Annotated in this window: 7 protein-coding genes; 6 read left to right on the forward strand and 1 reads right to left on the reverse strand. The window is 63.8% G+C overall.

The window, feature by feature from the left end; genetic code table 11:
- Together K728_RS0115785 and K728_RS0115790 are read left to right on the forward strand one after the other, a co-directional pair.
- On the forward strand, positions 1–1,269 hold a 1,269-nt coding region (locus K728_RS0115785), incomplete at its 5' end, for a GmrSD restriction endonuclease domain-containing protein (protein ID WP_443111005.1).
- Between the two features lie 37 nt (positions 1,270–1,306).
- Positions 1,307–2,347, forward strand: a complete 1,041-nt coding sequence (locus K728_RS0115790) for a threonine ammonia-lyase (RefSeq protein WP_051317710.1) — start codon at positions 1,307–1,309, stop codon at positions 2,345–2,347.
- A gap of 275 nt (positions 2,348–2,622) precedes the next feature.
- Here the strand turns inward: K728_RS0115790 and K728_RS0115795 are convergent, their stop codons facing one another.
- Positions 2,623–3,060, reverse strand: coding sequence for a GlcG/HbpS family heme-binding protein (locus K728_RS0115795; protein WP_019481905.1), 438 nt, complete (start codon positions 3,058–3,060; stop codon positions 2,623–2,625).
- A 180-nt stretch (positions 3,061–3,240) separates the two neighbouring features.
- On the opposite strand from K728_RS0115795, the gene K728_RS0115800 reads away from it, so the two are divergent.
- From K728_RS0115800 to dhaK, 4 genes are all read left to right on the forward strand, one after another.
- A complete protein-coding gene (locus K728_RS0115800) occupies positions 3,241–4,092 on the forward strand; it encodes a class II fructose-bisphosphate aldolase (protein ID WP_272944198.1) in 852 nt (283 codons plus the stop codon).
- Between the two features lie 6 nt (positions 4,093–4,098).
- Positions 4,099–4,893 (forward strand): HAD-IA family hydrolase, encoded by a 795-nt coding sequence (locus tag K728_RS0115805; RefSeq protein ID WP_024477291.1) that lies wholly within the window; start codon positions 4,099–4,101, stop codon positions 4,891–4,893.
- On the forward strand, positions 4,890–5,528 hold the full coding sequence (gene dhaL, locus K728_RS0115810; protein WP_019481908.1) for a dihydroxyacetone kinase subunit DhaL: 639 nt from the start codon (positions 4,890–4,892) through the stop codon (positions 5,526–5,528). The genes K728_RS0115805 and dhaL overlap by 4 nt, the downstream gene beginning before the upstream one ends.
- Before the next feature lie 44 nt (positions 5,529–5,572).
- A partial coding sequence (gene dhaK / locus K728_RS0115815) for a dihydroxyacetone kinase subunit DhaK (RefSeq protein ID WP_024477292.1) occupies positions 5,573–6,542 on the forward strand: 970 nt, incomplete at its 3' end.

Raw genomic sequence — 6,542 nt, forward strand, 5'->3', positions numbered from 1 at the left:
GCCTGCCTCTTCCTCCTGGTGCTTGGATTCCTGAGCAGCGGCCTCAGCGGCGCAGTGATCATGGCAGGTCTGGTGGCGTTCTTCACGGGTCTCTATGTAGTGGTCACCAATCGGCCGTCATGGGCTGGCATCGCCGGCCGCAAGATGGGTGCCATCACCATGGCGGCGGCGCTGGTCGCCTTCATGGTCGGAGCGGTCCTGGCACCGCCGATCGAAACCACACCCGCCGCGGTCGCCGAAGAGACCACCTCGGCCCCGGTCGACGACGTCACCGCGTCTCCAACCCCATCCGCCACTCCCCGGGAGACTGCCACCCCGACTCTCACCCCGGCCCCGACGCCCAGCCAGGATGTTGCACCGCTCGACAGTGCCGACGTGGTTGCCGCGGACGGCGACCCGAGCGCACCCGAAGGCCAGCCCGAGTACAGCACTCGTGCCCTCGATCTGTTGGATACCCTGGCTGTGAAGGGTCGGGCGCCAAAAACCGGTTACGACCGCGACCAGTTCGGTCAAGCCTGGGCCGACGTCGACCGCAACGGCTGCGACACCCGCAACGACATGCTCAACAGGGACCTGACAGCGATCGTTCACGCCAATTCGGTGCCGTGTAAGGTCCAATCGGGTATCCTCGACGACCCCTATACCGGCACCACCATTGACTTCCTCCGGGGGCAGTCCACTAGCATCGACGTCCAGATCGACCACGTGGTGGCACTGTCCGATGCCTGGCAGAAGGGCGCCCAGCAGCTCAGCGCCGGCCAGCGGCTTGCCTTCGCCAACGATCCGCTGAACCTCCAGGCGACAGACGGTCCCACCAACGCTCAAAAGGGAGCGGGCGACGCCGCTACCTGGCTGCCGCCCAACCAATCGTTCCGCTGTGAGTATGTGGCCCGGCAGATTTCGGTGAAAGCCACCTATACGCTCTGGGTCACCCAGGCCGAGCGCGACGCCATGGCCCGAGTTCTCGCTGACTGCTCCGACACGATGGCACCCACCAGCCAGGCCGCGCCCGTCGCCACGCCGGAACCAGCACCAGCGCCAGCATCCGCCCCAGCACCCGCACCCGCGCCTGCCCCTGCCCCAGCACCAGCGCCCGCACCTGCCCCAGCACCCGCACCCGTGCCTGAACCGGTTCCCGTCCCAGCCCCTGCGGCCTACTACGAAAACTGCACGGCCGCCCGGAATGCGGGAGCCGCGCCGGTATACCGGGGGCAGCCGGGCTACGGCACCCATCTGGACCGAGACGGCGACGGGGTGGGCTGCGAATAGCGGTTGCCGCTCCGACACCACCGCGTAAGATCCAGCTATGGATAACGCCTATGCCACAACAGACAAGCCAACCTCGGGCACCGAAACCCAGCTGGTTACTCTCGACGACATCCGAGCCGCCGCCGACCGAATCCAGGACCTGGTGCTCCGGACCCCGATCATCGCGCTGCCTCATCCGGACCGCCCGTCCGACATCCTGCACCTGAAAGCCGAGTCCCTGCAGCCGACCGGCGCCTTCAAACTCCGCGGCGCCTACAACACCATCTCCCAGGTACTCGATGAGTCCCGAGAACGCGGCATCATCGCCCAGTCCTCAGGCAACCACGCCCGCGCCGTCGCCTGGCTGGCCAAACGGCTCGACCTGCACGCCGTCATCGTCATGCCCGACGCCGCCCCGCCCACCAAGGTGGCAGCCGTTCGCGCGCTCGGCGCCGAAGTGGTGCTCGTGCCAGCATCTGAACGGGACAGCCGCACCGTGGAACTCGCTGCCGAACACGGCTACGTTGAGGTACCGCCCTACGACGACGTCCGTATCATCGCCGGTCAGGGCACGGTCGGCCTGGAGCTCATCGAGCAACTGCCCGACCTCGACGTCGTCCTTGTTCCCATCTCGGGTGGCGGGCTCATTTCCGGAATCGCGACTGCCATCAAGTCGCTGCGCCCCGAGGTGCAGGTGATCGGCGTCGAACCCGAACTCGCGGCCGACGCTGCCGAAAGCCTGCGCGAGCAGCGCCGCATCACCTGGGACACCAAGCTCACCTACCGCACGGTCGCGGACGGGCTCCGGACGCCAGCCGTCGGCGTCCACCCCTGGGAACACATCCGGCGCTACGTCGACGACGTCGTGACCGTCTCCGAGGAACAAATTCTTGCGGCGGTGCGTCACATCGCGGTGGAGGGACGCCTCGTCGCCGAACCGTCCGGCGCCGTCGCCACCGCAGCCTGGATGCACGACCTGGCGCCGCGCGGTGCAACGGTCGCGGCGGTCGTGTCGGGTGGATCCGTCGATCCAGCCCTGATGGCGCGGGTGCTGGCCAACTGGTCACCGTTCGGGATGCCCCCAAGGCGGCAGCGCTGACTCGACGGTGTGGGAGGGGTGTGTGCAGAAAAAGTGCATGCACTGCATGCGATGCATGCATTCTCTGATCAGCCAAGTGCATGCACTGGATGCGATGCATGCACGTTCTAATTCGGGCTACCCCTTCGGGACCTTCCCCGAGTGCGTCCTTGCCCGGGTGCGTCTTTACCCGGAGACCCCTTCGCCCGGATGCCCTTTTGTCTGGGTGCTCCTGGCGAGGCGGCCGGCAGTCAGAACACCTGGAGTCAGAACATTGGGCGTCAGAACACCTGGAGTCAGAACACCGGCACCGCAGAGAACGCGGCGGCGCCAGCTTCGGCCACCTGCTGATCCTGGTCAATCGATCCCGTGGACACGCCGATCGCACCCACGATGCTTCCATCCCGCACGAGTGGAATGCCACCCGGGAACACCACGAGCCGGCCACCGTGGGCGTCGCTGAGACCGAAGATGGGCCCATCGTGCCTGGTCATGTCCTGGAGGACTCCGGTTTCGCACTGGAAGGCGATTGCGGTGTAGGCCTTATTGATCGCGATGGTGATGCTGCCGATATTCGCGCCGTCCATTCGGACGTGCGACTTCAGGTTGCCGCCAGCATCGACCACTGCGATATCCATGGGCTGGCCAATCTCTGTGGCCTTCTCGGCTGCGGCGTCGATCACGCGGCGGGCCTCTTCCAGGGTGACAGTCTCCAACACGGTTCCAGTTGCCATGAGCTTCCTCTTCCTCGACATTTTCAGCACAACTCTGTGCTGAGGACAGCGTTGCTGGCATCTGTCGGCTTGCCAAGTAGTGATTACCCCCATGTGGGGGAGGGTGTTCCCTCATATCCAGGCCCAGGAGTTCTCGCCTACCGTGTAATCCACCTACCAAGGAGGTTTGACGTGGGTGTTGTGCCCTTGAAAGATATTGTTGATCCGGCATTTTCGGCGCGCTACGGGGTGCCGGCAATAAACGTATTCAATGATTTGACTATGGAGGCTGTGCTCGCGGGAGCTGTGGAATGCAACTCTCCGGTGATCCTGCAGACATCGGTGAAGACCGTGCGGAGCATCGGCTCCCGGGTCTTGTTTGAGATGTGGGAGTCGCTGACCCGCGGGATCGAGGTGCCGGTGACCCTTCACCTGGACCACTGCCCGGACCGCGACGTGGTGACCGAATGCCTGAAAGCCGGCTGGAATTCGGTTTTGTTTGACGCATCAGAGCTTCCGGTCGAGGAAAACCAACGCCAGACCATCGAAGTGGTCAGGGAGGCCCGAAGTTACGGCGCCCAGGTGGAAGGCGAAATCGAGGCCATCACCGGCGTTGAGGACGACCACGGCTCTGATGAGGTGTCGAAGCAGCAAAGTCTCGAGACAGCGCTAACCTTTATCGACGCCACCGGGATCGATGTTTTCGCACCGTCCATCGGCAACGCCCACGGTACGTACAAGGCCGCCCCCGTTTTAGACGTCAACCGGGTCACCGAGATTGTTCAGGCACGATCCATTCCCATTGCCCTGCACGGCGGAAGTGGGCTGAGCCCTGAACAGTTCCAGGACCTGATCGCCCGGGGTTGCGCCAAAGTGAACATCTCCACGGCATTGAAAGAAACATTCATGCAGTCCAGCCTGACATTCCTGAAGCAGGCCGAACAGAACAACAAATGGGACCCGCCGTCGCTCTTCAAGCACACCCGCGGAGACGTGATCGACATGGTCAAGGAGCTGGCCGAACAGTTCGGCAGTGCTGGGAAGGGCAGGTAACCAGTCATGCCCACCTTGATTTTTGACTGCGACGGTGTACTCGCCGACACCGAACAATTTGGCCACCTCCCGGCCTTCAACCGCACCTTCGAGGAATTTTCGGTACCTGTGCACTGGAGCGTCGATGACTACGCGGAAAAGGTGAAGATTGGCGGCGGCAAGGAACGCATGCGAAGCATTCTCACCGACGACGTGAGCAGTCAGCTCGGGTTGCACGACGACGACGCGAAGGACACGGCAATTCTCGCCTGGCACAAACGCAAAACCGCCATCTATACGGATTTGGTGGACGGAGGCGTCATGCCCGCACGGCGTGGAATCGCCCGGTTGGTTCAGGAGGCGCACGACGCCGGTTGGGGCCTTGCTGTCGCCTCCACCTCCGCGGAACCCGCGGTTCGGGCGGTGCTCACCCACGCCGTCGGGAAGGAGCTCGCCGCCCATTTCGCCGTCTTCGCAGGGGACGTGGTGCCGCGCAAGAAACCGGCGCCCGACATTTATCTGCTCGCACTTGAGGACCTCGGCCTCAGCACCGACGACGTCGTGGTGGTCGAGGACAGCTCAAACGGACTCCGCGCGGCAGTGGCCGCTGGCCTCCGCACAGTGGTCACCGTCAGCAGTTTCACGCGCTCCGAAGATTTCACCGGGGCGTCCCTGGTGGTCACTTCGCTCGGGGACCCTGGTGAGTCCGCCGAGGTGCTCGCCAGCCCGCTCGGCGTTGAGGTGGATGACGTCGTCTCCCTCTCAACTCTCCAACAGCTACTGGATTCACCGTCCGTCACAACCCACCCGGAGGCATCATGACATCCACCGACCTTGAGAACGTCGAATTTGTGGTCCGCTCCATTGCGCATACGGCTGTGGAGAAGGAGCAGGAATTTGGTGACCTTGACGCAGTCGTCGGCGACGGCGACCTGGGCTACTCATTGGCTCGCGGCTTCGAAAAGGTCCTGACCGACTGGGATACCTTCAAGCGCGACGACCCTGCCACTTTTCTGCAGCAGATTGCGCTGGCCATCTCCAGCCGAATTGGCGGAACCTCCGGCCCTCTGTGGGGGACGGCCTTTCTGCGGGCGTCCGCCGCAGCAAAGGCATCGGGGACCATGGACGGCGCCACGGTCGTCGCGATGCTACGCGGCGCAACCGACGGCATCAAGGCGCGGGGAAATGCCGAGCTCGGGGACAAGACTCTCCTCGACGCGATTGTCCCGGCGACCGACGAGCTGGAACGCGAACTCAGCAAGGGAACTGACGCCGCCGGCTGCCTCAAAGTCTTCTGCGACACCGCCCGGGCCGCAGCCGACGCCACCAGTTCCCTGGAAGCCAGGCGGGGCCGGGCCAGCTACAGCGGAAAAAGGAGCATCGGCTCGCCCGACGCCGGTGCGGTGGCAATAGCCATCATGATCGAACGACTGACCGACGAATGGGCAGCACGTTAGCCCGTTCCTTGACCTTCAATTCAACACAACGATGTGGAGCCCAGATGAAAAAGTTTGTCAATGATCCCAAGCAGTTTGTTCCGGAAATGCTCGAGGGATTGGCACTGGCCAATCCTGAGACGCTGAGGTATGTGCCGGAATACAACCTCATCATGCGGTCCGATAGCCCCAACGAGAATAGGGTGTCCATCGTTCAGGGATCTGGTTCCGGCCACGAGCCGGCCCACGTGATGGCTGTAGGCAAGGGGATGCTCGACGCCGCCTGCCCGGGTGACGTGTTCGCTGCGCCCCCGTTCGACTACGTCTTCGAAACCACCAAGCTACTTGCCTCCCCAAAGGGCGTGCTGCTGCTGGTAAATAACTACACCGGCGACAGAATGGTCTTCGACATGGCCCAGGAGATGGCCGCCGCCGAAGGCGTGAACGTGAAGACGCTGTTCATTGACGACGACGTCTCGGTGCAGGACTCCACCTACACCATCGGCCGGCGTGGAGTCGCGGGAAACTTCTTCGTGATCAAGGCGGTGGCTGCCGCGGCCGAGCGCGGCGCGGACCTTGACGAGGTGATCCGGATCGGCGAGAAGGTGAACTCGGTGACCCGTACCATGGGTGTGGCACTGACCGCCTGCACACCGCCAGCGAAGGGAAGCCCGCTCTTCGAACTAGGCGAGGACGAGATCGAGGTGGGGGTAGGCATCCACGGTGAGCCGGGCCGGCGTCGGGCCAAGATGATGCCCGCCAATGACATCGTTGACGAAATTCTTGAGCCGGTGGTTAGCGACCTGCCGTTCAAGGACGGCGACCGCGTGGCCCTGATGGTGAACGGCCTCGGGGGCACCCCGATCAGCGAGCTGTATCTGCTCTACGGGCAGGCCCACAAGCAGTTGGCCGCCAAGGGAATCACCGTCGGGCGCAGCTATGTGGGCGAATACTGCACGTCATTGGACATGGCTGGCGCCTCGATCACGCTCGTCCGGCTGGACGACGAGATTGAGTCGCTGCTGAACGATCCCG

It is taken from the genome of Arthrobacter sp. CAL618, from assembly GCF_000468215.1.
In the GTDB taxonomy this organism is placed as follows: domain Bacteria; phylum Actinomycetota; class Actinomycetes; order Actinomycetales; family Micrococcaceae; genus Arthrobacter_D.